The organism is Akkermansia muciniphila ATCC BAA-835, assembly GCF_000020225.1.
GTDB classification, from domain to species: domain Bacteria; phylum Verrucomicrobiota; class Verrucomicrobiia; order Verrucomicrobiales; family Akkermansiaceae; genus Akkermansia; species Akkermansia muciniphila.
Map to the genome: position 1 here is coordinate 2,217,783 of NC_010655.1, position 24,594 is coordinate 2,242,376.

The window sequence follows — 24,594 nt, forward strand, 5'->3', positions numbered from 1 at the left end:
TGCCGTCTGTGTAAGGCAGGGCGGAACCGGAAAGCCGGGCAGTCCGGAAAAATCAGACGGCTACTTCCATCAGCAAAACGGTTGAGTTCTGGAGGGCTTCTATGGAGACGGTTTCCGTATCCGTAATTCCGGCACCGTCCCGACTGTGCAATATGGCATCTCCTATTTTTATTTCTCCGTCTATCACGAAGATGTATACGCCCGTGTTCCGTCCCTTGAATTGGTATTCCCGTTCTATGCCCCTGTCCAGCTCCGCCCAGGAAAACCAGGCCTGCTGCATGATGGAAATATCCGTTTCCGGAGCCAGGAAGGTAGAGATTTCATTATGCTTCAACAGGGGGGTGATGTCGTAATCCCGGTACCTGGGGGGCGTATTGATCCTGTCCGGAATGATCCATATTTGCAGGAATTCCAATGGTTCCGTGAGGCTGTCGTTGAATTCGCTGTGCTGAATACCCGTTCCGGCGCTCATCACCTGGATTTCTCCGCGCGTGATAGTGTGGCTGTTGTTCAGGCTGTCTCCGTGGCGGAGCCTTCCTTTCAGAGGAATGGAAACCACCTCCATATTTTTGTGCGGATGGGTACCGAAGCCTTCTTCCGGGAGAACCTTGTCGTCATTGAGCACGCGCAGAGCTCCGAATTGCATGCGTTCCGGGTTGAAATAATTGGCGAAGCTGAATGTGTGGTGTGTATCCAGCCATCCGTGGTTGGCATGTCCACGGGAGGATGCACGGTGAATGGTAATGTTCATGATTGATATAGGGGGAGTGGGAGCGGTTTTCCGCCTGCAGAATGTTTGACCGGCTGCAACTCTGGGCTGTTCAAGGCGAATGACATTATTTCCAGGACCGTAAAATAAATCGGCAACACAAATTGGTGGTGCAATGTCTCTTCTTTTAGGGTAGCGTGCTGCAGTACCCGTGCAAAGAAGACAAGGCTTATGGCTCAGCGGACATTTATGAGATGGATCAAGGGACTGATTCCCACAGTGATTATTTTGCTGGGGGCGTTGTTGCTGGGCTGCATATGCTACATCTCCATCTGGGGGGTGCCTTCCTTCGTTGTGCAGCGGGTGGAGCAGGCTCTTCTGGAAAAGGGCATTCCCTCCCATATAGAGACGCTGAAAGTTACTTTGTGGCCCCGTGCCGTCGTGACACTGAAAAATGTGGAATTGCTGGATCCGGAGGCCATGCCGGAAACTCGCCGGCCCATAGTTCTGCTGCATGAGGCGGATGTGGCGCTGAATTGGAAAAAACTGATAGAAGGACAAGTAGTGCCGGAGCGGGTGAATGTGAAGGGGATGGACGTCACTCTGCCCGTAGATGCGGGGAATCCGGAAAAAGTTTTTTCCGTAACGGGGGTGAACGCGGAATTGAATCTGGGGCGGCCCGGCATGGTGGACATCGTCAAGGCAGATGCCGTTGTGCAGGGCATCCGGGTGACGGCCCAGGGGGCATTTTCCATTGGTCAGGATGATTCCGGAGATTTTACGCTGACGGCTCAGGATATGGGCGCCGTCAGAGAGCAGTTGAATCAGGTCCTGAATTACATGGACCGGGTGAAGTGGCCTGATGCATCTCCTCCCCGCCTGATTGTCAATTTAAGCGACGATCCGAAAGGCGGCGTGCGTGTAGGCATGGATTTGCAGGCGCCTGTTCTCAGGTACGGAAAAATCATGGTCAGGGATTTCCTGTTCAACGGGGATTACGCGGATTCCGTTATCATGGCCAAACACTTTACCATGCGGGATGCGGAAACGGCCGGTTTCGTCAGCCTTTCCCTCCAGGCCGATTTGAAAAAGCGCACGCTGATCTGGGATGTCCGCAGTACGGCTCCTCTGGTCTCCTGGGCGGTGGCTATTGTTGATGAAGCTCTGGTGCCGAAGGAAATGAAGTTTCTGAGCGAGCCGCATGTACAGATATCCGGTCGTGCGGTTTTTTCGGAAAATTGGGAAGGCGTGGAACATCTGAATGCTTTAGGTTCCGGATCCATGGGAGCATTTTCCGTGCTTGGGGAAAAATTCCAGAGGGCCTCCTGCGATTTCAGTTACGAAAACGGTAATTTTTATGTAACTGATTTGGATATAAGGCATCCCGGAGGCAGTTTTTCCGGCAAGGTAATGGGAGTGGACGGAGAGATTAAGGTAGACGTTCACAGCACGCTGCCTATGAAGGCGATGCTGGGGATGGCCCGTTCCATTGCCCCGGAGGATGCGAAGCTGCCGCCAGCGCTGGAAATCAGGGGAGACCCGGAATTGAAGGTGTACGGTTCCGTGGATATGGGAAAGGGGTGGAAAGGGCCGTTCCAGGTGGACCGCCTCCAGATTGAGGCTTCCGTGGCGGATGTCTTTTACCAGGGAGTGGAATTCGTTTCCGCTGCGGCCAGGGCGGAATTGATTGGCCGTTCCATTAACGTCACCCAATTGGAATTGGTGCGGGATGACGGCCGGGTGAAGCTGGAAGGAAGCTATTTGGGCACCGACCTTGTTTTTACGCTGGAATCTAATCTGAAGCCTGAACTGCTGGAGACTCTGGCTGGAAATTGGTTTTCTGTCCCTGAAAATTTGCAGCTTCCGGAAAAAGCGGTTTTATGGGTGCACGGCAGGCTGGATATTCCGGAGGGCAAGCCTGTGGAGCCGACTCTGGTCCGAGCACGCATCCATGCGGAGAATCTTGCCTGGAACAAGGTTCCTGTCAAAACGGCGGATGTGGAAGCGGAATACCGTCCCAACCAGCTTTTTGTGCAAAATTGCCGGATGGAAATGGAAAAGGGCGTCTTTGAATTGTTCGCCAACGGTTTTCTGGACGGTCAGATGTTTGTGATGGGGCAGTCCACGGTTCCGCTGCAAACGATAGACCAATTGTTGAGCATGGAGGATGACGACTTTTTCATGAACCGCTTTGTCTTCCGCAAGGATTCCGGCCTGGAGTTTTCCTTCCAGGGAACGTTGGGTCTGTATAATCTGGAAAAGGCTTACGACTTGCAGGCTACTGTTTCCGCAACCAACACGCGCTACAGGGGGGTGGACTTGAAGTCCGCCCGGGCGGATGCCCATCTGGTGACGGACCAGCTGGTGCTGACCAATGTGACGACTGTGGTTTCCAACGGAAATTACCTGTCTTCCGTCGGATTGTCCGGAGGCCCTTCGGAATGCACGCTCAAGGCCAAGAGCATAGATTTCCGTTTTGTGCAGGATACGGTGGAAGTGCTTGGTCTGGAGGGGCAGGCCTATCCCGGCTATACCCTGCGGATGTTTTCCGATAGTGCCGCCAGGGTTTTGAAGGAGTTTGTCTTTACCCGGCCCGTAACGCTTTCCGGCGGCGGCATGTTTCCGATGGGGGATGACATGAAGCTGATGAAGGGGCGCATCCGCTTTGACGCTTCCGCCGGGCGCGTGCGCTATCCCCTGCTGGGAACCACGCTGGACCTCGGAAGGACAAAGGGGGAAGTGTTGATTTCTCCGCAATGGGTGGTTGTGGACAAGATGATGGGAACCATCTGGGACGGAACCTTCACGGGCCGCATTCTGGCGCAGATTGATGATGGGGATGCCCTGAACGGTTCTTTTGTCCTCCAGGACATGAATTTGACGTCTATCGGGAAATCCTATGACAAAAAAATGGAGAAAGCCACTGTGCACGGAGCCATTGAGTTTTCATCCAAGGGAGGCAATATGAATTCTATTCAGGCGAAGGGGGAGGCTGCCCTGGTGCATGGCGACCTGGTGGAAATTCCCCTGTTCGGATTTTTGGGGGAAGCCCTCTCTAATTACATTCCAGGACTGGGGCATCTGATTAATTACAAGATATCCAGGGCCGATTGCGATTTTTCCATTGAGAAGGGTTATGTGCGCACCAGTAATTTCGCGGCCCAGGGAAGCAACATGTCTCTGGAGGGGGGAGGCTGGATACGCCTTTCCGATTTGCAGGTCAATTCAGATTTCAAGCTGGGGCTTCGCGGTTTGCCGGGGTTTATTACTTCCCCGGTTTTCCTGTTGGCCGGAGGGCTGTTTCAAGTGCGGGGAACGGGGCCTTTGAGCAATGTTTCCTGGAATTTCGCTCCGTTTTCCGGAGGGAAAGCCCCCGTTCCTCCCGCCGCGGCGCCTGCCCGGAAAAGGTAGGGCAGACGAAATATTTGGGTGTTGCGCAACTGCCGTAAGGAGCCGCATGCCTTGCAGCAATTGAAAATAACAGATGCCGGATATCTGACAGAAGATAAAGAGCTGTAAATTCAGAATGCCCCGTTTACGGTGCTTTCCCTCAGGAAAAGGAGTTCCCGGAGAAATTTTTCTTAAACCAGAGTATAGGCGGAAACAGCTGTAATGCTCAATTTCTGTAGGAAAGACCAGTGAAACAGGAGGTTTTTCCCCGGGAATGAAACCCGGGGCTGAACGGTGCCGGAGCGTAAAAACGTATGAACTATGGAGCCGGAAGGAAATATCCCCACCATGCAATCCTGAAGAAGGTGCAGGAGTTCCTTCATGGAAAAGACAGGCTGCCGGTTTCCGTTGAAGTGCCGCGATTTGCTTCGGCCGTTCTCCTATGTGAACGCCCGCCTGCATGTTCCATACGGGTAGATCGTGCGGTCCGGTACGCTGCTGGCTGGATGGGAATAAGCCGATTCCGGGGCCGGATCGGCTGTTCCCAGCAGGGCGGGGCCATAATGGCGTTCTTTTACTGAGGAGAGGATGTGGCTTTACCGGAAATAGTCTGCGGCAGGAGAGGCGGTTTTAACGGGTAAAAAAGCAAATAAGGCAGGAGGTGTTGGCGTAAAAGAAGGAAGTTTTTATTCCGGAGTGGGTCCGTTAAAAACGGGGCGGCTGAACTGCTCCAGCCACCCCGTTGAAAAAGGGAGTTATTTACCGGATTTTCCCAGTTTGTACCCGGCGTAGGTTTCCGTGTTGTACAGGGGCTGGTTGTCCGGCACGGCGTAACCGATGGATTTGCGAATGGCGAGGAAGTCCGCCACGCCTTCCGGCCCCACCTGGTTCAGAGGTGCTTTGTGCAGGCCGGCCATCAGCACCATGCGGCAGTAGGCATCCGCATTTTCCATGAACCATTCCGCTTCTTCCACGTCACGTGCTCCGGTAATGACTCCGTGGTTTTCCATGAAAACGACGGTGGATTGTCTGGCTGCTTCCGCCACGGCCCGGGCCGTTTCCAGAGAGCCGGGCGTTCCGTAAGGGGCCAGCGGGATGTGTCCCAGGAAGATATCCGCTTCCGGATTGATGCCGGAGGGGGGAACCTGCCCGGCAAACAGGAAAGCATTGCAGTGCGGGGGATGGGCATGGATGCAGGCATTGACGCCCACGGATTTCATCATGGCAATGTGCGTTTTCACCTCGCTGGTGGAGGGGCGGATGCCCGCTTTCTGGCGCGCGTCCATGTCCACCATGCAGATGTCTTCCACAGCCATGAAGCCTTTGGAACACAGGGTGGGGGAGCAGAGCAGCAGGTTCTGAGCCACGCGCACGGAGATGTTGCCCCCGTTGCCGTCCACATATTCCCGGTTCCACAGGCGGCGCCCTATGTCGCACATGCGTTCCTTGATGACCAGAATTTCCGGGGAATGGAAGAATTCATTCACTTCCTCCCGCGTGACGGGGTTGTATTTTTCCCATGGGAACACTTTGTCCGGCAGGGGAGGGGAGATTGACCAGTCTTCTGACATATTTAGTAGCGTGTTATTGGTTGAACTTTTCGTAGGCGGCTTCCTGGGAACCCGGCATATATGTCCGGTAGGCGATGCCGAAGGCGGCCCGGGCCTGCTCCGGCGTAGAGTACACCCCGGCGCCCGCAAAGGCAAACATGGATGCTCCCAATACCGTACTTTCTGACACTTCAGAGACTTTGACGGGAATCCGGAGAATGTCCGCCCTCATCTGGGTCCAAACTCTGTTTCTGGCGCCTCCGCCCACCAGGATGAGGAATTCGCTTTTGAAGCCGCCCACGGATTCCAAACGGCGCAGGCGGGATTTCAGCCGCCAGGTGAGAGCCTCCATGGCGGCGCGGTAGATATGGCCGCGTGTTCTTCCCAGCACCAGTCCGTTGATGGAGCCTTTCCGGTCTCCGGAAGCCAGGAAGTCCGGAACCATTGTCACGCCGTCGCAGCCGGGTGGGACGGCGGCCGCTTCCGCATCCATGGTATCATAGGATTCCCCGTGAAAGCAGGCTGCTTTCACCCATTCGATAATGCCGGAGCCCAGCCATTGGAGCCCGGGGTTAAGAAGGCCGGATTCCGCGTCGAATTCCGCCGTGGCGCCGTCTTCATAATCTTCCCGGGCCAGCCTAGCCTGTGCGGAGCGCGCCATCAGGATTTCCCATGTTCCGGAGGAAAGGACGGGCTGGTTCTTGTCTGCTCCGGAACCGAAAATGGCGAACTGGGTGTCGTGCCCGGCGGAGATAACGGGAATGCCCGCCAGGGCCGGGAGATTCATCGCGTCTGCCGCTTCCGGCGTAAGGAGGCCAATGGTTTCCCCTGCATCCACGATGGGGGGGAAGAGGCCGCGGCTCAAACCGAGGCGGTTCAAAATGAATTCGGAAAAATCTCCCGTTTCCAGATCCGTGAGCTGGGAGGTCCCTGCCATGGTCCGGTCTGTCGCCATGATGCCGGTGAGCTTGTAGGCCAGCAGGTTGGAGATGAAGAGCCACGCATGGGCTTTTTCCAGAAGTTCCGGGTGGTTTTCCCTGAGCCAGACGAGTTTGTAAATGGTGTTGAAAGCAAAGGCCCCCACGCCGGAGATACGGTTAAGTTCCTCCTGGGAGATATATTTGCCGATGTTTTTCATGACCTCCGCCGTGCGGGGGCATTTCCAGGATATGACAGGATAGAGCAGGTTGCCGGCGTCATCCACCAGCGCGCCGTCCACGCCAAAGGTGGTAATCGTGACGGCCGTCACCTGTTCCGCATTTAGTCCTTCCAGGGCTTTCACGGCACATTCGGAGAGCTGTCTGAAAATCCGGTCGGCATCCCAGACGTGAAATTCCGGATTTTCCTCACCGGGCAGCGTGGCGTTCGGCTGTGAGGCCTTCCCCACAATGACGCCTTGTTTATCCACAACCATGGCGCGCACATTAGTCGCGCCGCAGTCCAAGCAGAGGGAGTACATGAGTTAAGATTTAATAGTGAAAAGTTAATAGGAATCCGGCTGAGCTTGTTGAGTTGGTTTGTTAATAGAAATGAGCATTTTAGGGATTTCTGTGCTGTCCTGGTTGACAGAGGAAGATTCCGTTTCCGTCAGGCTTCCCGTGGCGCGCAGCAGTTTAGGCCGTGCATGCGTCCCGGAATATTCCTTCAGGACAATGCGGGGTTTGGAAAAGAAGTCCCTTCTGCGGCTCTCGTAAACAGCTTCGGATAAATTGGCGGCAATGCCCGCACCGGAACGTAGGAGCTGGCTGAGCAATTCCCGCTCGACGTCCTGCTTTTTCAAGTGCCTGCATCATTGAATAATGCGGACCGCGAAAGAAAAGCTTTTAGCGGAAACGGGACTTTCTGCCATGTTTTATCCGAAGCTGTTAACTATTACCTATTAACTGTTACCTTTCTTTTTCAGTATTTTCCGTATAATGGCCCGTAGTTGGCGCAGGCCCGGAAATCAGCTCCTTCCGGATCCGCCGTGCCGTGGAGACCCCAGGCAGAGGGGCGGTAGATTTGGTCATCCGGAATGTTATGGGCGTATACGGGAATGCGCAGCATGGAGGCCAGCGTCAGGATGTCTGCGCCGATGTGGCCGTAAGTAAAGGCTCCGTGGTTGGCTCCCATGTTGGCCATGACGCTGTACACGTCCGTAAAGGCTCCCTTGCCGGTCAGGCGCGGGGCGAACCAGGTGGTCGGCCAGCCCGGGTCAGTGCGTTCGTCCAGGGTCTTGTGCACCTCGGCAGGCAGATCAACAGACCAGCCTTCCGCCACGATGAGGACGGGGCCGAGTCCCTTGACGATGTTCAGGCGCATCATGGTGACGGGAGCGCCGCCCCTGGTGACGTAGTGGACGGAGTAGCCGCCGCCGCGGAAGTATTCCCGGTTGGCCGGGCACCAGACGGCTTGTTCCATCATGGTTTTCGCATCGTCCGGGGTGACGTCCCAGTGTTTTTTCATGACGGGCTGTCCGTCCTTGCCCGTGCAGGCCATGCAGCCGTCCAGGGCGGCGGAGCCGGAATTGATGAGGTGGATGATGCCGTCCTTGGCATGGCCTTCCAGCGTATAACCCGTGACGCGCTTTACGGCTTCCGGACTCCAGTAGGTGCGAACGTCCGCGAAGACATTGGCCTGTCCGGTCAGCAGATAGCCGAAGAGGAGGCAGGCGCCGTTGAGAGAGTCATTTTCCGTAGCGAAGGGAAGCGGGGCGCGCGGGCCGTTCCAGTCAAAGGTGGAGTTAAGCAGGGTTTCCGCGATGTCTCCGTTCGGGTAGAAGTCCGTCCAGTGGCGCTGGCCCTGGAAGCCGCCGGCAATGGCCTGGTAACCCAGGGATTCTTCTTCGCGGTCGATTTTCTTGAGCTTGGGATTGCCCTGCATCATGTCGCGGAAGATCATGGCCATCAGCACGCTTTCCCTGAAGGTTTTGCGGCGTCCGGCTTCATCCAGCTTCAGGTCCGGACGGTTTTTGTCCTCGGCGAATTTAAAGACGGAATCCGCCCATTGCATGGCGAGGTCGAATTCCGCTTCGTCATAAATTTTCTGGTCCATGCGGCGGCGCACTTCCGTCATGTCCACGGCCTGTACGCGGATGCCCAGGTAATTTTCCCAGAAAGACTGGTCCACAATGGAACCGGCAATGCCCATGGAGCAGCCGCCGATGGAAAGATAGCCTTTTCCGCGGAGGGTGGCTACGGCGAGACCGGCGCGGCAGAAGCGCAGGATTTTTTCAGCTACGTCTTCCGGGATGGAAGTATCCGTGGCGTCCTGCACGTCTTTTCCGTAGATGGAGAAAGCCGGGAATCCTTTCTGGTTCAGGCCGGCCAGCGCAGCGGCCAGATACACGGCGCCGGGGCGTTCCGTGCCGTTGAAGCCCCAGATGGCCTTGGGAGTGAACGGATCCATGTCAAATGTTTCACTGCCGTAGCACCAGCAGGGCGTAACGGCCAGGGAGACGCCGACGTTGTTGGCCTTGAATTTGTCCGCGCAGGCGGCGGCTTCCGCCGGGCCGCCGATGCAGGTGTCCGCGATCACGCACTTGACGGGTTCTCCGGAGGCGTGGCGGATGTTGGCCTCAATAAGGGCGGCGGCCGCCTTGGCCATGTTCATGGTTTGATCTTCCAGGGATTCCCGGACGCCGAGGCGGCGACCGTCAATCGTGGGGCGGATACCGATGGTTGGTAATGCTGTTTTCATATCTTGCGTAGGTGATGTGAAGCTGGTTCATGCCTGGGCAGGCTTTTCTTCCTCTTCCTTTTTCAGATGAGTGTTGCGGAAGAAGAAGCCGTAAATTAGTACCACGGCAAAGCAGATGATGGGAATAAAGAAGGATGACCGCACCGCTTTTTCCACGAAGTTTTCCTGGGCCGTTTGGAATTGCTTCATGTCCAGGGGCAGGGCGATGAGGTTGTCCAGCACTTCCGCCTGGTTTCCGGATAACGTGGAGAGCGCCGGAATCAGGGAGAATTGCTGAATTTGCTGTTCTCTTCCGGCAGGAGCGGGGAGGCGTTCCAGATTGGCTTTGAAAACGGCCAGTTCCCCAGGCTTGAGGGAGGAGCAGCCGGGCAGGGATTTGGCCGCCTGCTCAAAAGCGTCCCCTTCCAGGGAGGGGAGGGAAAGGAAGGTTTCCAGGTTTTTCTGGAATTTGCCGGCGGCCCTGGCTTGTTCTTCTCCGTCCGCAGGGCTGGCTTCTGACATCCTGTACAGCGCCAGCATGGCTCCGGATAAGGATTTGCGGGCGTCCGCAGCTTCCGCCTGCGCGATCAGAGGACGGTTGATGGATTCAAAATAGGCCACCTGGTTTTTTACTGTGGTGTTGTCTATCCAGGAACCCATGTACGGGGTAATGACTGCGCCGCCCAGAATGGCCATGATAAGGCCCGCAGCTCCCAGTTTCACTTCAGACCCCAGTCCGCGCAGGGCGATGCCGTAAATAGTGGGGAACATCAGGGACATGCAGCCGGAGATTCCGACCAGTGTCCAGACGGAGATTTCCCTGGGCAGATAGATGGTGCCCAGGCAGCAGAGAATGCCGGCGACGGCGAAAAGGGACATCATGTTGGCCGGGTTAAATTTTTTCATCAGGGCCGTAGTGATGGCGCGGCAGGCGATGAACAGGATGATGGAAAAGATATAGTAGTTGGAGGCCGCCGCTTCCTGCATTCCGGGGAAGACGGACATGATGTATTTAATCGTCCACGTCCACACGGCAATCTGCACGCCTACATAGAAAAATTGGGCTGCCACGCCGCAGAAGTAGCGCGGAAGCTTCACCAGTTTCATAAGCTGGCAGCGGTAGTCCGGCATGATGAGCAGGAAGGCGATGGGCCCGATCATCATAATCAGGATTTGCTGCACCATGCTGAATTCGAAAGCGGAATAGTACTGGAACAGGAAGGGGATGAGAATCAGGGCGATGCAGAGTCCCAGGCGGCCGAGTTTAGAGGAAAGGGGCTGTGTGTTTTCCCGGGTGGGTACGTTTTCATCGTCGGATTTGTAACGGCAGAAAAAGAACCAGATGACGGCGGCGATGGCTACCAGGCCCACATAAGGAACGCATACCCAGAAAAGTTCATCGCTGACAATGGCGTTCAGTTGTTCCGGGTCCATGGCTTTGCGGGTGTCCATGTCCGCATCGTTCAAATGCGCCAGAATGAAATATTTGGCCAGGAAAATACCTGTCAGGGAGCCTATGGGATTGAAGGCCTGGGCGAAGTTCAGACGGCGGACGCTCGTTTCCTGGGACCCCATGGAGAGAACGAAGGGGTTGCAGGTGGTCTCCAAAATGGAGAGGCCTCCGGCCAGCACGAAGATAGCCATCAGATAGATATCGAAACTTTGCCCGATGGCGGCGGGAATGTAGCACAGCGCGCCGATCATGTAGAGCCCCAGCCCGATGAGGACACCCGCCTTATAGGAAAATTCCTCCAGAAGGATGGAGGCGAAAATGGCAAGCACCGCATAGGCCCCATAGAAGGAAATCTGAACTCCGGCGGATTCCGAAGCATTGATCATGAATATTTTGCTAAATGCCGGAACCAGGTTGTCCGTCATGTTGTTCAGGAGGCCCCACAGCGCAAAACAGGAGACCAGCATGAAGAACGGCAGCCGGTACTGTTTGGGAACGATCGGCACGGTAGAGGTACGGTTGTTATCCATATTGCTTTTGTCAATTTCTCACAAGGACGGCGGTGCGTCAATCTGGAAACCGAAAAGAGTCCAGAAATTATCCAACCTGTTGATAAAAAAAATAAAATGATGTTTTTCCATGGAGATATTCCGTCAGTGTCCGCAGAAGCTCTTTCTTCTTCTTGACTTGTGTTTCCGCGGCGGATAGGAATGAAGAGATGAAGAAGAGTATTCTAGCCGTCTGTCTGGGCCTGGCCGGATTCTGGAGCGTTCTGGCTGAAGATTCTCCCATTGCGGCCCCGGGAAGGGTAAATGAACAGGGGGATGCGGAACTGCCTTCCGGGGAATTGTTGTCGGATCATGTGGCGGAAGCGGAATTTACGGGAATAATTCATCGGAAATGCAGGTTCCTTACTTCCCTGTGCCCGGACAAGTGCGACCATGCCAGGGATTTCGCCGTTTTCCGGATCGTCAAGTACCTGGATTACCGGAAACCAGGCAAGTACGGCGATGAAAAGCAGGATCAGCTGATGGTTGACGTTAATCCGGCGCACAAGCCCATCCTGCAGAGTGCGGATATTTTGAAGAAGATATCCGCCCTTAAACCGGGGGACAAGGTGGTTCTTCACTGGGCTCATTATTATATGCACCGGAATTCCAGTTCTTTCCCGGAACGTCCCGTGATTTCCGTGGAGCCGGCGGCTCTTTCCGGAGGAAAAAAGGGAATGTAAGGACTGGTCTTTCCTCAGGCCGTTCAAGCGGGGCTGGACGCAACGGAAAGCCGTGTGTTAGGAAACGGACCGGCAAATAACGCTGCTCCGGGCAAGATTGCCGCGGGGGGCGGCGTATATATCCCGCGAAACACACCATAAATACGATGCGTTTATCTTTGAATAAATTAATGGGGCTTGGCCTGTTGTGCGCACTGGGCCTGTCTATTCCCTCCGTTCTCGGCAAGGAAAGCTTTGAGCAGGCCAGGCGTGGCAAATTTACAACGCTTTCCACCAAATACGGCCTTATGTCCTGCCGGAACGGTGTGGCGGAAATCGGAGGAGGGGGAAAATCCGGAGAAGCCTCCCTGCGGATGTTCGGCGGACAGGATGCTGAATTGAAACTGGACTTGAAGGATACGCCTTCCAGGGAAGTCCGGCTTTCTGCCTGGGCGGAGCGATGGACCGGGCAGGCCCCTTTTGAATTTTCCATTGTGGCCATAGGGCCGAATGGAGAAAAGAAAATTTATGACGGCAAGGATATCAGGACGGGCGGGTTTCATACCAGGATAGAAGCCAGTGTTCCTGCCGGAACGCGTTCCCTGGTGTTCAGGCTTACTTCTCCGGAAAACAAGGGAATGAAGCTGGACGACCTGTTTCTTGTTCCCTGTATTCCCATGAAAGTGAATCCGCAGGTGGAGATGGCCTCTTCCGCTTACCCGGTGATGGTGCGTATCCCGTGCAGCCCCGTTCTTTCTCTGAATGTCCGGACGGACGGCTGCCTTAATCCTCAGTTCCTGACAGCTGTCAATCTGGATTTTACGGGTACGACGAAGCTTTCCGACATTGAGTCCGTGGCTGTAATACGGGGGGAAGAGGCCCCTATCATCCATCATGGGGAAGAGCCGTTCCCGAAAGACTCTTCCCAGGTTCTTGGTACAGTAAAGCTTGCCGGTTCCGCCAGACCCCAGATTTCTGTGAAGGGGAAAATGGAGCTGGAGCCCGGAGACAATTACCTGTGGGCTTGCGTGACGATGAAAGAAGGAGCCTCCCTGGACGGCAGGGTGGTGGTGCGTCCGGCCAGCGTTGTGGCGGGCAATAAACCGGTGAGGGTTGCCAATGCGGCTCCCGTGGCGCAGCGCATCGGCGTGGCCGTAGTCAGGCATGGGGATTTCAAATCAAAATTCTACCGTATTCCCGGTCTGGCCCGTTCCAGGAAGGGGACCCTGCTGGCCGTGTACGATATCCGGTACAACCATTCCGGAGACCTTCCGGCCAACATTGATGTGGGCGTAAGCCGCTCTACGGACGGAGGCCGCACCTGGTCTGATGTCAAAATCGCCATTGATGATTCCAAGATTGACCCCTCTCTGGGGGCTACCAGGGGCGTAGGGGATCCGGCCATTCTGGTGGATGAAAAGACGGGGCGCATCTGGGTGGCCGCCATATGGAGCCACAGGCATTCCATCTGGGGCAGCAAGTCCGGAGACAATTCTCCGGAGGCCTGCGGACAGCTGGTGCTGGCCTACAGCGATGACGATGGCCTGACCTGGTCCAGTCCGATCAATATCACGGAACAAACCAAGAACAAGGATTGGCGCATTTTATTTAATGGCCCCGGCAATGGCATTTGCATGAAAGACGGCACGCTGGTCTTCGCCGCCCAGTACTGGGACGGCAAAGGGGTGCCGTGGTCCACCATTGTTTATTCCAAAGACCGGGGAAAAACCTGGCACTGCGGCACGGGCGTCAACCAGCAGACGACGGAAGCCCAGGTGATTGAGCTGGAAGACGGCTCCGTCATGATCAACGCCCGATGCAACTGGGGCGGTTCCCGCATCGTGGGCGTTACGAAAGACCTGGGCCAAACGTGGGAAAAACACCCCACCAACCGCACTGCCCAGCTGAAGGAACCGGTCTGCCAGGGCAGCCTGCTTGCCGTGGACGGCGTTCCGGGCGCGGGCAGAGTGGTTCTGTTTTCCAATCCCAATACCACATCCGGACGTTCCCACATGACGTTGAAAGCTTCTACGAATGATGCCGGGTCATGGCCGGAAGACAAATGGCTTCTTTATGATGCCCGCAAAGGCTGGGGATATTCCTGCCTGGCGCCGGTAGATAAGAACCATGTGGGCGTGCTGTACGAATCCCAGGGGGCGCTGAACTTCCTGAAAATTCCCTATAAGGATGTTCTTAACGCAAAAAATGCGCGCTGATTTCGTTTTCCGGTAACATGTTCAATGGGCCGTTTTCGTTGGAGAACGGCCCGTTTTTTTTGTTTCCGGGTGTTTTTGTGAAAGGACTTGGCCGCTGCGCTACGGGTTATTTGCCGCTAAAGACGGGAAACTGTACCAGGAACCGGCTCCCCACCCTTTGGCGGGAAAGCCGGCGGTGTGTTCTTAACTTGTTTTGAGGACGCCATTGTCAGGATAAAAAGGAAGCAAGAGCCTCCTTCAGCATGTTTCTGGCGCGGAACAGCAGGCTTTTGGTAGCGGGAACCGTCATATCCAGCGCCCGGGCTATTTCCTCATAGGGCATGTTTTCGAAACGGCGCAGTTGGACGGCCAGCCGCGCCTTTTCCGGCAGAGCGGCGATTGCCGCGTCCACGGCGTGCTGGAGTTCCGTATGTTCCAGTGCTTCGTCCGGGGTCTGGGAAGGTTCCAGAAACACGGCCATGCCTCCTTCCTCCTCCATGGCGTCTGCGGAGGTGGTGGGCTTGCGCTTCTGGCGGCGCACTTCATTGAACACCAGATTGCGCAGGATGGTGAACATCCAGGTGGTAAACCGTGCGGAAGGTTCATAATTCCCGGCTCCCTTCCAGATGCGGATGAATACCTGCTGGGCGATGTCCTCTGTCTCCGGACCGTTGTTCAGCATACGGGCCACCGTCGCATATACGGAATTCTGGTGTTTGCGGACCAGCATTTCCATGGCGGAAGCGTCGCCATTCCTGACCCTCAGCATCAGCTTGGCATCTTCGTCTGGTTCCGCAGGCGGCATGTCTTGTGCTTCATCCATGAAATTCCCTTTTATAAACCCCGTCTCCGGTGAAAGGTTGCAGCCGGCAGGGCGCATTCCGGAAAAAGGTCTATCCCATTTTTACACGGCTGACTAGATGAAAACGGGTCTTTCTTTTCTTTCCGCAGGGAATGGAAGTAAAATGTTTTACTCTTTCCAAAGCCCGGGAAATATTCGCGCCTTTGCAGGAGAGAACCCGGTGCACGATGGATTCCCTCCATGCCCGCCGATTTGACAGGGGCCGGAAGGGGCTTGTCAGGGCAGGGAAGAATGGAAGAAAGGAATATCGGCTAATTAATTTGTTTAAGGAATCATTCCGAATTTCTTTTCTCGGCTTCTTCCTGGTTCAGTTCCAAATGGGGTATTCCCTCAGAAGTTTATGAAGAAAGCATGAAGGAATGCATGGAGCGGAAAACAGGGATTCCTCAATGGTACGTTATTGTGGACGGGCAGCGGAATATCATTGCGGGAACCGGAGTAATTGAAAACGATTTTTATGACCGGAAGGACTTAACTCCCAATTTATGTGCTCTTTTTGTAGAGGAAAGGAAACGCGGCAGGGGAATAGCCGGGGTGGTGCCGGATTTTGTGAGGAAGGATTTGGCCTCTCTCGGATATCCCTGGCTCCCAACCACACTCCGCGCGGAAAGAAGAGCAAGGAATGGAGAAAGTTCCCCGGCAAAAGGGAAAGAGGGGAAAATAATGAAAAACCGTCCGGTGTTTCCGTTGGAAGATGCACGGAGCCGCCTGCCGGGGGAGGACTCTGTTCTTGACAGCATTTCCTGTCTGCCTGATAACTTGATAATACGAGTACCCCTCAGCAGCATCAGGAAACGCCGCCATGAAACAATGCATGAATTCCGAAAATTTGCATCGCCGCCTCAAGAAGATTATCGGACAGGTGCAGGCAATCGACAGGATGATTGACGAAGACGTTCCCTGTGAAGATGTTCTTGCTCAGCTCAATGCCGCCAAGTCCGCCTTGCATAAGGTGGGGCAGGTCGTACTGGAGGGGCACATCAGCCATTGTGTCCGGGACGGACTTGAACACGGAGACCCGGAAGAGACGATCGCGCGCTTCACCAAGGCGGTTGAGCGGTTTGCCAACATGATTTGAATGGGACAAGGGGTTAATGCCTTTTTCTGGAAGGTTCGGGAGGGGGGCTCATTTTTTTCTTGAAAAACCTATACCCCTATAGGTATATAAATGCCCGTACCCGTATGGGTATGAAAAGAAAAATCATCATATGCTGGACCGATTGGAAAAATTGCTGGAATGGGGAGGGACAAGGCGGAAAGTCGCACTGTTGTCCGTTTCCGGATTAGCTCTGTTGATGAGCATGCTTGGCATGGAACCTTTGCCCTTTGAAATTTCATGGATAGCCATTGTGCTGTGCGGCGTTCCCATTGTGCTGGAAGCCGTCCTTGGCCTGGCGACGGCCTGGGATATTAAGGCGGATGTTCTTGTTTCCGTCGCTCTGGTTGCCTCCGTCATCATTGGGGAGGACTTCGCTGCGGCGGAAATTGCATTTATCATGCAGCTTGGGGAACTCCTTGAGGAGCTGACCGTAGCCCGGGCCCGGAAGGGTATTGAAAGGCTGGTCCGTTTGACCCCGGCGACCGCCCGGAAAGTGGAAGGAACCAGGGAGGAGGTTATTCCGGCGGAAGAGGTTCGCATCGGGGATATTCTCCGCGTATTGCCCGGAGAGACGATTCCGGCGGACGGCGTTATTCTTTCCGGGCACACTTCCGTCAACCAGTCCGTAATGACGGGGGAACCTCTTCCGATAGACAAGGAAACCGGGGATGAGGTTTCCAGCGGGACGGTCAACCAGTTCGGAACCTTTGACATGAAGGCGGCCAGGACCGGGAAGGACAGTTCCATCCAGCGCATGGTGCGCCTCGTCCAATCCGCAGATGCGGGGAAGGCTAAAATAGTGAGGCTGGCAGACCGCTGGGCCACCTGGATCGTTGCCATCGCCCTGGTTTCCGCAGGGGGGGCCTGGATGGCCACGGGCGAACTGATCCGCGCCGTTACCATTCTGGTGGTATTCTGTCCCTGCGCGCTTGTGCTGGCAACTCCCACGGCGGTCATGGCCGCTATCGGGAACGCCACCAGGCATGGCTTCCTGGTGCGGGAAGGGGATGCCCTGGAACGCCTGTCCTGCGTGTCCCACCTCACTTTCGACAAGACGGGCACGCTTACCTGCGGTGCTCCGCGCGTGGCGGCCGTGCGCAGTTTCCTGCCGGAGCTCCCGGAACAGGAACTTTACAGATATGCCGCCTGTGCGGAACTGCGTTCTGAACATCCTCTGGGCAAGGCGATTGTCCGCTGTTACCGGAAAGATTCAGTGCAGAAACTTCCCCAACCGGAACAATTCCGCATGATTCCCGGCAGGGGAGTACGGGCTGTGGCGCAGGGAAAGGAACTTCTGGCCGGCAACCTGGAATTGTTCAGGGAAAACGGGGTGGAGCTGTCCGATGAGGCCAGACGTGCGGCGGAACGGTATCAGGAGGAGGGGTGCTCCGTGATTTTCATAGGAATGGACCGGCAGGCCGCAGGGTTGATCGCCCTGTCGGATACCTTGCGGGAGAATGCCGTAGCTACCATCCGGGAAGTACGGGATGCCGGAGTGGTTCCCGTATTGCTGACCGGGGACCATGGGAATGCCGCCGCGCGTGTCGCCGGACAACTGGGGATTGACCTGGTTTGCGCGGAATGCCTGCCGGAGGACAAATTCAACTGGATTGACGCGTGCCAGAAAGAGCGGAACCGTGTGTGCATGGTTGGGGACGGAATCAATGATGCCCTTGCCTTGAAAACCTCTCATGCGGGAATTGCCATGGGCGGCATAGGAAGTGACATTGCCGTGGATGCCGCAGATATTGTCCTGGTCAATGACGATATCCGGGAACTGCCCCATCTGCTCCGTCTGTCAAGGCGCATGATGGGGACAATCAAATGCAATCTGACATTCTCCATGGCCCTGAACTTCATCGCCATCATCCTGGCGGCGGGCGGCATCCTGAATCCCGTGGCTGGCGCGCTGGTTCACAATGCGGGCTCCGTCGTCGTGATCGCCAACTCCGTTTTTCTGCTGAAATGGAGGAGGAAAAACGCGTGAATCCGCCTGGAGGGTAGAGAAACTTCCCCGTGTTGATTGCCGGGAGGGAACGGAGTCCGTCTTTTTGACGCTCCGGTTTCACCGCGCCGGGCTGGAAAACGCTTGGATGAAGAGAAAGTCCGTGTTATTCTTTTTCCAGTTCGGCAGGGGTGCCCAAATAAAGGCTGAGATTGCAGGAACGGCATGCTGTTCCCGCAGAACCCTTCAAACCTGATGCGAATAATTCCGCCGCAGGGAGTTCGATTGAACGGGCTTGTCCCGTTTTTCGGGGAGGTTTCGTTTCCGCTGTTCCCCTGCCGGAACAGAACAGCATTCATCCCATGAACGATACCTCCAATTTGTCTTATCCCGGTTCCCGCCGCATTTATGTTCCGGGCCGTCTGTACCCGGATGTTCGGGTTCCCATGAGGGAAATCATTTTGGGCGATACCTTGTTGCCCGACGGCACCGCCCACCCTAATGACCCGGTGCGCGTGTACGATTGCTCCGGCCCCTGGGGGGACGCTGCTTATGAGGGAACTGCGGAGGAGGGGCTTCCCTCCCTGCGTGCCGCCTGGATACGGGCCCGCGGGGATGTGAAAGAGGATGTGGGGCACGAGCGCACCCTGCGTGCTGCGGGCAAGACGCCTGTGACACAGCGTTATTACGCCCAACAGGGCGTCATTACGCCGGAAATGGAATTTGTCGCCATCCGGGAAAATCTGGGCAGGGAACAGGCTTTCAAGGCGATATACGACCGCTATCCAAATGCCAAGAGCCGCCCGGACGAAGCTGCGGAAGCCCTGGAAACGCTCACCATGATGCCGCGTCCGTCCGAATTGGAGGCGCAGGAGGGATTTGGGCCGTCCAGCATGGTGGCCCGCGACCGCCTGGATCACCAGCATGCCCCGGAACGCCGGAACGGCTGCCGCATGCCTGCCTACTTTACGCCGGAATTCGTCAGGGATGAAATTGCCTCCGGCCGTGCGCTGATTCCCGCCAACATCAATCATCCGGAATGTGAGCCGATGGCTATCGGCCGCAATTTCCTGGTAAAAATCAACGCCAACATAGGCAACTCCGCGCTGGGATCCAGCATTGAGGAGGAGGTGGAAAAGCTGCGCTGGGCCATTCACTGGGGGGCGGATACCGTTATGGACCTGTCCACCGGGAAGAATATCCACGCGACGAGGGAATGGATTTTAAGAAACTCCCCTGTCCCCATCGGTACTGTTCCCATTTACCAGGCTCTGGAAAAGGTGGGAGGAAAGGTGGCTGACCTGAGTTGGGAGGTTTTTCGCGATACCCTGCTTGAACAGGCCCGCCAGGGCGTGGACTATGTGACGGTGCACGCCGCCCTTCTGCTCAGGTTCGTGAACCATACGGCGCGGCGCATGACGGGCATCGTTTCCCGCGGCGGTTCCATCATGGCGCAGTGGAGCATGATCCACGAACAGGAAAATTTCCTTTATTCCCATTGGGATGAAATTTGTTCCATTCTGGCGGCTTACGATATTGCCGTCTCCATCGGGGATGGCCTGCGGCCCGGTTCCGTGGCGGACGCCAACGACTTCGCCCAGCTGGCGGAGCTGGAAGTGCAGGGGGATTTGACCATGCGCGCGTGGAAAGCGGGCGTGCAGGTCATGAATGAAGGCCCCGGCCACGTTCCCATGCACCTTATTAGGGAGAACATGAGCAAGCAGCTGGAATGGTGCATGGAAGCGCCCTTTTACACGCTGGGGCCGCTGGTAACGGACATCGCCCCCGGTTACGACCATATTACCGGAGCTATCGGAGGGGCGATTATCGGCCAGCTTGGCTGCGCCATGCTTTGCTATGTAACCAGAAAAGAGCATCTGGGGCTTCCTGACCGGGAGGATGTGAGGGAAGGCGTGGTTGCCTACAAGCTGGCGGCCCACGCCGCAGACCTGGCGAAGGGGCATCCATCCGCGCAATGGAGGGATAATGCTCTGGCCCAGGCCAGGTTTGAATTCCGCTGGGAGGATCAATTCAACCTTTCCCTGGATCCGCAAAAGGCCCGTTCCTTCCATGACCTGACGCTTCCCCATGCCAACGCCAAAAAAGCCCATTTCTGTTCCATGTGCGGTCCGGACTTCTGCGCCATGCGCCTGAGCCAGGATATCCGCCGCCGCTCACAGCAATAGGCGTCTTTTCTCCGGCATTTCGCGGGGCTTGCGGTTCCGAGGGGGCCAGCCCTTAAAAAAGAATGACAAGCCCCGGTATCCTGCTATAGTACGGTTAAGATGAGAAATTCATTTTTTCCTGCAATTGGTGTTCTTTCCTTGGCCTCCGCTTTGATTTGTTCCGCGTCTTCCTCCTGGGAGACTGATTGGAATAAAGCGCTGGAGAAGGCCGGAAAGGGCGGACATCCTGTGCTGGCTGATTTTACCGGTTCCGACTGGTGTCCCGGATGCATTTACCTGCGCAAAAATATTTTTGACACGGATGCGTTCGCCAAATATGCGGCGGATCATCAATTCGTGCTGCTGGAACTGGATTTCCCCAAGGCTGCCGGGAAAATGCCGCCGGAACAGTTAAAATTCCATGAAGAGCTGATGCGGCGTTATGGCGTTTCCTCGTTCCCATCCGTTCTGTTGATGGAAGGAAATGGCGCTCCCTACGCTAAAATAGTGGGTGCCACCAGAACTCCGGAGGAATATCTGAAAAAACTGGAGGCTGCCGGAGAAACGAGGAGGAAGTTGAAAGAGGCCGTAGCGGCGGCCCAGCCATTGAAAGGAAAGGAAAAACTGGAGCAACTGGTTAAGGCCTTGAACGTGCTTCCGGAAGATTTGCAGCCTTTCCAGAAGGGGTTGATTGCAGAAATTTCCGCTCTGGACCCGGAGGACAAATACGGTTTTGCAAAGAAGTCTGAAAAAGCCGCAGCCATGGAGAAGCAGCGGCTTGTGTGGGAACAGTTCTGCCAAAAATATTCGGGGAGGCTCTCCGCAGAAGAAACGCGCGCCGGCCGGGAGGAAGCATTGCAGATGTTGGAAAAAAAGGATACGCTTCCTCCCATCCGCCTGAAGATCGCCAAATATATCAGTGATGGGTATACCTTGGAACGTAATTTGCCCAAGGCTTTGGAATACCTGGAAATTGCCCGTGATGCCGATCCGGAGTCTCAAGCCGCCAAAAAACTGGAACCGTGGATTGACAATATGCGGAAACATATCAATCAGGAGAAGTAAAAATTGTTCCGAAAGGCATGGCCGTCTTCCGTCGAAGGGGGAGGGCCATGCCTTTCCGTTTTTTATTTTAAACAAAAAAACAGGGCTGTTGCGCTATGGCTGATGAAGGAACCGAATGTACGGATGCAGAAATGAATACGCCGGCTTACGTCAGGAATGAGGAGGTTGATGAAGAAAGCAGCCATTTGCTGAGTTGGGATGAGTGGCTGCGGGAACATGCTTCCCAGCTGCTTCTGTTTGCACGCCAGCAGTCCCGCTCACCGGAAGATGCGGAGGATATACTTCAGGATGCCCTGGTGCGTTTGGCTCGCAAGGAGGCTTCCGGGGAATTTGTGGGAGGGCAGGAGGCGTGGCTTTCCTATGTCTTTGCCTCCATCCGGCGTCTGGCGGTGGATTATGGCCGCAAATCCGACCGCCGCCAGAAAAGGGAGGATGAAGCCTGCGCCTCTGAACGGGACGAAGATGTTTATATGGACCCCTGGTTTTCCAGTGCTGCGGCAGATGAGGAACTCAAACAGTTCATGGAAATGCAGCTCAGGAAGCTCCCTTCCAAATTCTCCGAGGTCATTGTCTTGAAAATATGGGGGGAACAAACTTTTCAGCAAATTGCGGAAACGCTGGAAATCTCGCAGAATACGGCGGCGAGCCGGTACCGTTACGGTATTGACTTGCTCCGCAGGGCTTTGAGAAATAAAAAGAATCAATTCTAATGGCGCTCTACCCTTATGAACCATGAAACAACATCATCCGCCGCAGGGGAGGAAGACGGCGGTACTGCCGTCCTGCAGCCCCTTCCCGTATCTGATGAACTGATTTCCCGGCTGGCCGGAAAGTGTGAGGAAATCTTCCCTTTGGAGAGCTGTTTCCGGCGTGATGAAATCTCCGATGATGAAATTCATGAGATGGAATCCCTTTTGAAACGTTTTCGGCCCTCTCCGGCAAAAGTCCTGTTCAGGGAACAATGCTGTGCCCTGATGTGTGCGGAATCCGAACATGAGATGGAAACCCGGTTGAAAAGGCTTTCCGCTTCTTCCATGTTGGAATTTTCCGTCTGTAAAATGGCGCAAGCCATGAATTGCGCCAGTAATGAAAAACGGGAAAAAGCGCTGAACATCCCCCTGTGGCGGCGTTTTGCCTGTATTTCCGGCATTTCCGCGGCTGCCGTTGTGGGGGGCGTCATGTTGGTTCAACATGCTCTGGTGGCGCCCGTAGGGACGGTGGCGACCGGAAATGCCGGGGAAGTTCCCTCGGAAAAGGCTGAAACTCCTGTGATTCCCGGTGAAAAGCGGGAGTTGCTCCGGACGCCCACCCTTTTTGAATTGCAGGGAGGGGATGAGCGCGTGCCTGTGATTGCTCCCGCCGTTATCCGCAAAATTCTTCCTGAAAAGGAATATTAAAAATTGCGGTGCATGAATATCGCCGGAATTGTGCGATCTGCTGCGGCATTGCGGCTTTCCTTGGCAGGCAGGAAAGATGCCTGGCGTTTTCCGGTGTTCTGCGGCGAAGGATGCCGTCCCGGAAGCGGCGAAAAAAATGCACAAATTTTGAACATTGTATGGACAGATGCTGTATATTATCTCACATGGATATGAAAACCTGTATCTTTCTGACATTGGGATTGCTGGTAGGTTCGGGCTCCGGATATTCCATTGACCGGCCCGCAGGAAGTACGGACAACCTTCAGCCGCCTCCTCTGACGCCGTACGCGCATCAGGTGAAGCCGCTCCCCTCTTCCAAACCGGCCAGACTGGGAATTGTTCCGGGCACGGTGCCCCAAGCGCTCGTTGCGCAGCTGGAGCTTAGTGGATTCCCCGGAGTGCTGGTGACCAAAGTGATGCCGGACAGCCCCGCCGCCAAGGCCGGGCTCCAGGAAAATGACGTCATGGTCAAGCTGGGGGATGTCTCCCTGTCCGGTCCGCAGTCTGTGACGGAAGCCCTGTCTGAAAAGGTGCCTGGAGACAGGATTACGGCTGTATTTTACCGGAAAGGAAAGAGGGAGACTGTTGAAATTACCCTGGATGGGGGAACGCTTTCCGCTGAAGAAATACTGGCGGCCCAGGGGGATCCCCGCACGCAGCCCCGCGCAGTTCCTTCCGTCCGGCGTCAGACGGCGCCTTTTTCCGGAATGGCTGCACGGCCTAATCTCCCCCAGCGTATTCTGGATATGCAGCAGATGATGGATGAGTTTTTGAAGGATTCCGCCATGGATGATTACCGGATGGACGACATCATCGGCCGGATGAACCTGACTCCCGGCGCGGCGCAAATGCTCCGGAGCTTGCAGGGACTTCATCAAATGCCCATGCCTCCCATGGGCAAGGTTTCCGGAGGGGGCCAGAGCATGTCTTCCGTCCGGATGTCGGATGCCAACGGGACTATCGTGGTTTCTTCTAATTCCCGGACGGGAACCACAGTTCATGTGACGGACTCTGCGGGAAAGGTTCTGTATTCCGGCCCCTACAATACGCAGGAGGAAAAAGCCGCCGTGCCGGAAGCCGTCAGGGAACGCTTGAAAAACATAGAAACCAATTTCTGCTTTTAACGGCTTCATGAAATAGCGGAGAAATCCATATTCATGAAGTTGACGACAGCTGCCCCGTGCGGGGCAGCTTTTTTTATTACGTGGAAGAGGAGGGGAAAGCTGTGTTGATGCGGCAGATGAAAATAATGACGGGCAGAATGAAAGGAAAATCATGGAAATGCGTATCCTTCAACAAAATAGACCGCTTCATGGTTAAGTGCAGGTGTTGGGAAAACGGCGGTTTTTTCAGGCTGCCCGGTTTCTGGCGGCGGTTTTTTCTCAAAGAACGACATGAATGGTTTTATTTTGTGGATGCTTTGCTGCGCTTCTTGGAGCCTGGGAGCGGATATATTTGTTTCTCCTGACGGAGATGACGCTCATGCGGGGACGGAAGAATTTCCGATGCGTTCCGTGGAGGCCGCTGTGCGGAAGGCCGGGCAAGGGCATTACGGAAAAGGCTGCCAGATTATCCTGGCCGACGGTATTTATCACCTGGCGGAACCGCTGCTCCTGCGTCCGGTTCATTCCGGTCTGACTATTCGTGCCAAGAATCCGCATAAGGCGGTATTGAGCGGTGCTCAGCCCTTTGTTGCGGACTGGAAGCCCTTCCGTGATGGGATCATGAGAACTTCCGTGCCCTCCGGACTGGAAATGGACGTATTATTGGTCAACGGCAAACCCATGCACATGGCCAGGTATCCCAACGCAACTCCCGAAGAACGCATTTTCCAGGGAACGGCCCCGGACGCGGACGCTCCGGAACGGGTGTAGCC

Annotated in this window: 18 protein-coding genes, 1 pseudogene and 1 riboswitch; of the genes and pseudogenes, 12 read left to right on the forward strand and 7 right to left on the reverse strand. The window is 55.5% G+C overall.

Going from position 1 to position 24,594, the window contains the following annotated elements; translation table 11 throughout:
* Nucleotides 1-52 precede the first annotated feature (52 nt).
* Nucleotides 53-751, reverse strand: a complete 699-nt coding sequence (locus tag AMUC_RS09755; protein WP_012420859.1) for a pirin family protein — start codon at nucleotides 749-751, stop codon at nucleotides 53-55.
* Nucleotides 752-958: 207 nt separating this feature from the next.
* On the opposite strand from AMUC_RS09755, the gene AMUC_RS09760 reads away from it, so the two are divergent.
* Nucleotides 959-4,120 carry an AsmA-like C-terminal region-containing protein gene (locus tag AMUC_RS09760; RefSeq protein WP_012420860.1) on the forward strand — a complete coding sequence of 1,054 codons (3,162 nt, stop codon included), beginning with the start codon at nucleotides 959-961 and terminating at the stop codon, nucleotides 4,118-4,120.
* Nucleotides 4,121-4,854: 734 nt separating this feature from the next.
* Here the strand turns inward: AMUC_RS09760 and AMUC_RS09770 are convergent.
* The 5 genes and pseudogenes from AMUC_RS09770 to AMUC_RS09790 form a co-directional block, all read right to left on the reverse strand.
* Nucleotides 4,855-5,670: a class II aldolase/adducin family protein gene (locus AMUC_RS09770; protein WP_012420861.1), complete on the reverse strand. Its 816-nt coding sequence runs from the start codon at nucleotides 5,668-5,670 to the stop codon at nucleotides 4,855-4,857.
* A 13-nt stretch (nucleotides 5,671-5,683) separates the two neighbouring features.
* The gene (fucK, locus tag AMUC_RS09775; RefSeq protein WP_012420862.1) at nucleotides 5,684-7,108 is read right to left on the reverse strand and encodes an L-fuculokinase; all 1,425 of its coding nucleotides are present in this window, start codon (nucleotides 7,106-7,108) and stop codon (nucleotides 5,684-5,686) included.
* 24 nt (nucleotides 7,109-7,132) lie between these two features.
* A complete protein-coding gene (locus AMUC_RS09780) occupies nucleotides 7,133-7,429 on the reverse strand; it encodes a four helix bundle protein (RefSeq protein ID WP_012420863.1) in 297 nt (98 codons plus the stop codon).
* Nucleotides 7,430-7,548: 119 nt separating this feature from the next.
* Entirely contained in the window at nucleotides 7,549-9,327 is a 1,779-nt protein-coding gene (locus tag AMUC_RS09785) for an L-fucose isomerase (RefSeq protein ID WP_012420864.1), read from the reverse strand.
* Nucleotides 9,328-9,912: 585 nt separating this feature from the next.
* Nucleotides 9,913-11,289, reverse strand: a pseudogene (locus tag AMUC_RS09790) (sugar MFS transporter); the annotation flags it as partial.
* 188 nt (nucleotides 11,290-11,477) lie between these two features.
* Here AMUC_RS09790 and AMUC_RS09795 point away from each other — a divergent pair.
* Together AMUC_RS09795 and AMUC_RS09800 are read left to right on the forward strand one after the other, a co-directional pair.
* Nucleotides 11,478-11,990: a hypothetical protein gene (locus AMUC_RS09795; RefSeq protein WP_012420866.1), complete on the forward strand. Its 513-nt coding sequence runs from the start codon at nucleotides 11,478-11,480 to the stop codon at nucleotides 11,988-11,990.
* A 146-nt stretch (nucleotides 11,991-12,136) separates the two neighbouring features.
* The gene (locus AMUC_RS09800) at nucleotides 12,137-14,185 is read left to right on the forward strand and encodes a sialidase family protein (RefSeq protein ID WP_081429207.1); all 2,049 of its coding nucleotides are present in this window, start codon (nucleotides 12,137-12,139) and stop codon (nucleotides 14,183-14,185) included.
* A 208-nt stretch (nucleotides 14,186-14,393) separates the two neighbouring features.
* On the opposite strand, the gene AMUC_RS09805 is transcribed toward AMUC_RS09800, so the two are convergent.
* On the reverse strand, nucleotides 14,394-14,987 hold the full coding sequence (locus tag AMUC_RS09805; protein WP_012420868.1) for an RNA polymerase sigma factor: 594 nt from the start codon (nucleotides 14,985-14,987) through the stop codon (nucleotides 14,394-14,396).
* Between the two features lie 841 nt (nucleotides 14,988-15,828).
* Here AMUC_RS09805 and AMUC_RS09820 point away from each other — a divergent pair.
* The 9 genes from AMUC_RS09820 to AMUC_RS12155 all read left to right on the forward strand — a co-directional run bounded on the left by AMUC_RS09820 (nucleotide 15,829) and on the right by AMUC_RS12155 (nucleotide 24,592).
* Complete coding sequence (locus tag AMUC_RS09820) at nucleotides 15,829-16,104, forward strand: metal-sensing transcriptional repressor (protein ID WP_012420869.1); 276 nt, start codon at nucleotides 15,829-15,831, stop codon at nucleotides 16,102-16,104.
* Nucleotides 16,105-16,234: 130 nt separating this feature from the next.
* A complete protein-coding gene (locus AMUC_RS09825; protein ID WP_012420870.1) occupies nucleotides 16,235-18,112 on the forward strand; it encodes a heavy metal translocating P-type ATPase in 1,878 nt (625 codons plus the stop codon).
* A gap of 135 nt (nucleotides 18,113-18,247) precedes the next feature.
* Nucleotides 18,248-18,367: riboswitch (TPP riboswitch) on the forward strand.
* Between the two features lie 65 nt (nucleotides 18,368-18,432).
* A complete protein-coding gene (gene thiC / locus AMUC_RS09830; protein WP_012420871.1) occupies nucleotides 18,433-20,256 on the forward strand; it encodes a phosphomethylpyrimidine synthase ThiC in 1,824 nt (607 codons plus the stop codon).
* Nucleotides 20,257-20,394: 138 nt separating this feature from the next.
* Nucleotides 20,395-21,300 carry a thioredoxin family protein gene (locus AMUC_RS12150; protein ID WP_157738280.1) on the forward strand — a complete coding sequence of 302 codons (906 nt, stop codon included), beginning with the start codon at nucleotides 20,395-20,397 and terminating at the stop codon, nucleotides 21,298-21,300.
* A 131-nt stretch (nucleotides 21,301-21,431) separates the two neighbouring features.
* A complete protein-coding gene (locus tag AMUC_RS09840) occupies nucleotides 21,432-22,010 on the forward strand; it encodes an RNA polymerase sigma factor (RefSeq protein WP_042449209.1) in 579 nt (192 codons plus the stop codon).
* A gap of 15 nt (nucleotides 22,011-22,025) precedes the next feature.
* A complete protein-coding gene (locus AMUC_RS09845; RefSeq protein WP_012420874.1) occupies nucleotides 22,026-22,697 on the forward strand; it encodes a hypothetical protein in 672 nt (223 codons plus the stop codon).
* A gap of 12 nt (nucleotides 22,698-22,709) precedes the next feature.
* Nucleotides 22,710-22,892, forward strand: a complete 183-nt coding sequence (locus tag AMUC_RS12710) for a hypothetical protein (protein ID WP_031931307.1) — start codon at nucleotides 22,710-22,712, stop codon at nucleotides 22,890-22,892.
* Nucleotides 22,889-23,842: a S1C family serine protease gene (locus AMUC_RS09855; protein ID WP_157738281.1), complete on the forward strand. Its 954-nt coding sequence runs from the start codon at nucleotides 22,889-22,891 to the stop codon at nucleotides 23,840-23,842. Before AMUC_RS12710 ends, AMUC_RS09855 begins: the two co-directional genes overlap by 4 nt.
* Before the next feature lie 270 nt (nucleotides 23,843-24,112).
* On the forward strand, nucleotides 24,113-24,592 hold the full coding sequence (locus AMUC_RS12155) for a hypothetical protein (protein WP_094137846.1): 480 nt from the start codon (nucleotides 24,113-24,115) through the stop codon (nucleotides 24,590-24,592).
* Nucleotides 24,593-24,594: the final 2 nt, after the last annotated feature.

What these genes read in the sequence shown, in the direction of transcription:
- thiC (WP_012420871.1), top strand. Translation starts at nt 18,433, where the DNA reads ATGAACGATACCTCCAATTTGTCTTATCCCGGTTCCCGCCGCATTTAT.
- fucK (WP_012420862.1), bottom strand. Translation starts at nt 7,108, where the DNA reads ATGTACTCCCTCTGCTTGGACTGCGGCGCGACTAATGTGCGCGCCATG.
- AMUC_RS09820 (WP_012420869.1), top strand. Translation starts at nt 15,829, where the DNA reads ATGAAACAATGCATGAATTCCGAAAATTTGCATCGCCGCCTCAAGAAG.
- AMUC_RS09800 (WP_081429207.1), top strand. Translation starts at nt 12,137, where the DNA reads ATGCGTTTATCTTTGAATAAATTAATGGGGCTTGGCCTGTTGTGCGCA.
- AMUC_RS09795 (WP_012420866.1), top strand. Translation starts at nt 11,478, where the DNA reads ATGAAGAAGAGTATTCTAGCCGTCTGTCTGGGCCTGGCCGGATTCTGG.
- AMUC_RS12710 (WP_031931307.1), top strand. Translation starts at nt 22,710, where the DNA reads ATGAATATCGCCGGAATTGTGCGATCTGCTGCGGCATTGCGGCTTTCC.
- AMUC_RS09855 (WP_157738281.1), top strand. Translation starts at nt 22,889, where the DNA reads ATGAAAACCTGTATCTTTCTGACATTGGGATTGCTGGTAGGTTCGGGC.
- AMUC_RS09825 (WP_012420870.1), top strand. Translation starts at nt 16,235, where the DNA reads ATGCTGGACCGATTGGAAAAATTGCTGGAATGGGGAGGGACAAGGCGG.
- AMUC_RS09770 (WP_012420861.1), bottom strand. Translation starts at nt 5,670, where the DNA reads ATGTCAGAAGACTGGTCAATCTCCCCTCCCCTGCCGGACAAAGTGTTC.
- AMUC_RS09845 (WP_012420874.1), top strand. Translation starts at nt 22,026, where the DNA reads ATGAACCATGAAACAACATCATCCGCCGCAGGGGAGGAAGACGGCGGT.
- AMUC_RS09785 (WP_012420864.1), bottom strand. Translation starts at nt 9,327, where the DNA reads ATGAAAACAGCATTACCAACCATCGGTATCCGCCCCACGATTGACGGT.
- AMUC_RS09760 (WP_012420860.1), top strand. Translation starts at nt 959, where the DNA reads ATGAGATGGATCAAGGGACTGATTCCCACAGTGATTATTTTGCTGGGG.
- AMUC_RS12155 (WP_094137846.1), top strand. Translation starts at nt 24,113, where the DNA reads ATGAATGGTTTTATTTTGTGGATGCTTTGCTGCGCTTCTTGGAGCCTG.
- AMUC_RS09755 (WP_012420859.1), bottom strand. Translation starts at nt 751, where the DNA reads ATGAACATTACCATTCACCGTGCATCCTCCCGTGGACATGCCAACCAC.
- AMUC_RS09840 (WP_042449209.1), top strand. Translation starts at nt 21,432, where the DNA reads ATGAATACGCCGGCTTACGTCAGGAATGAGGAGGTTGATGAAGAAAGC.
- AMUC_RS09805 (WP_012420868.1), bottom strand. Translation starts at nt 14,987, where the DNA reads ATGGATGAAGCACAAGACATGCCGCCTGCGGAACCAGACGAAGATGCC.